Source organism: Oleiphilus sp. HI0043 (assembly GCF_001634935.1).
The window spans coordinates 1-1,080 of sequence record NZ_LWEY01001783.1 but is presented as its reverse complement, the minus strand read 5'-3'; the positions used below and the strand labels follow the sequence as shown (position 1 = coordinate 1,080).

The following is a 1,080-nucleotide window of genomic DNA, read 5'->3' as shown; positions in this document are numbered from 1 at the left end:
CCCCACCGAGAAGCGCTACGCAATTGATGAACGGACCAGCCTTGATGAAGAGACTCATACTGCACTAACAATCTGGAGCGATAAGAAATACTATCTTCATGGAGACATAGCAACCATCTATGCAAGCCTTCAGGACGCGAACCAAGCACCAATTCCAAGCCAGTTTCTGGGCCAACTAATCTACAATGAAAGCTCGAACCTGCAACAGTTTGAGTTCACTGACGAAAATCAGGACGGCATTTACGAATATCGAATTGATATTGATGCAGAAAAAATTGCTGGTTTATATAAAGTACTAATCGTTAACAAAACCAACAAACTTGCAGACGCTATTACTTTCACTCTTTCAGAACCGGCTCTAGAGCTGACCGGAAACTTTCGAGATAAGCTCAATGCGCAAGGGAATTTATTAATAGAGACCGAAATTAGCGTCAGCAGCAAAAACCGTTTTTACTTTCAAGCCTCGCTCTATAGCGCCAGTAATACACCTATTGGCACAACCCAACATTCAGGTGAGCTTGCACCTGGCAAGCATTGGATACCTTTGGAGTTCGATGGCTTAATGATTCATGACGCTCAGGAAGAAGGCCCTTTCTTGCTGAAAAACCTGTCACTCGCAAAAGTAGCCTTACCTATCCAACTAGCGCCCTTAGCTCACCCTGAATTCTATACAAGAGATTATAGTTTGAGCCAGTTTCGATCAACACAGTATGCCGCAAGCCAATAAAGCAGCAATTTATCTAATGAAGTGGATCACTGATAACGTTTTAGAATTCGATCAAGCTCACCGGTTCTGACGAGGTTTTCAATAAGCATATCGAGTGTTTTTGGCGCAATCTTATTTTTAATTTGTTTTGAATAGGCGCAATGAAGTTTATATTCGTCTGCAGGCAGCTTGGCCAATACAAGCTGCTCATTCAATTTTCTTTCTCGAAGTTGATACTTGAGCAAAATCCCGAAATCAATCAGCACATCTAGCCTTTTCAATTGCAGCAAGTGAATCCCATGCTCCAAGCCCTTCAGCTTGATTGTCGCTACGTCTCCAGACTTAATCAGGCTCATCACTTCAGGGTGATAAAC

General features: G+C 42.6%; 2 protein-coding genes. One reads left to right on the top strand and one right to left on the bottom strand.

All coding sequences use genetic code 11. The annotated features are described in order from the left end of the window. Positions 1-727: hypothetical protein (locus A3729_RS33575; RefSeq protein WP_197476170.1), on the top strand; the 727-nt coding region annotated here is incomplete at its 5' end. Between the two features lie 26 nt (positions 728-753). Here A3729_RS33575 and A3729_RS33570 read toward each other — a convergent pair. Then, a partial coding sequence (locus A3729_RS33570; RefSeq protein ID WP_197476168.1) for a hypothetical protein occupies positions 754-1,080 on the bottom strand: 327 nt, incomplete at its 5' end.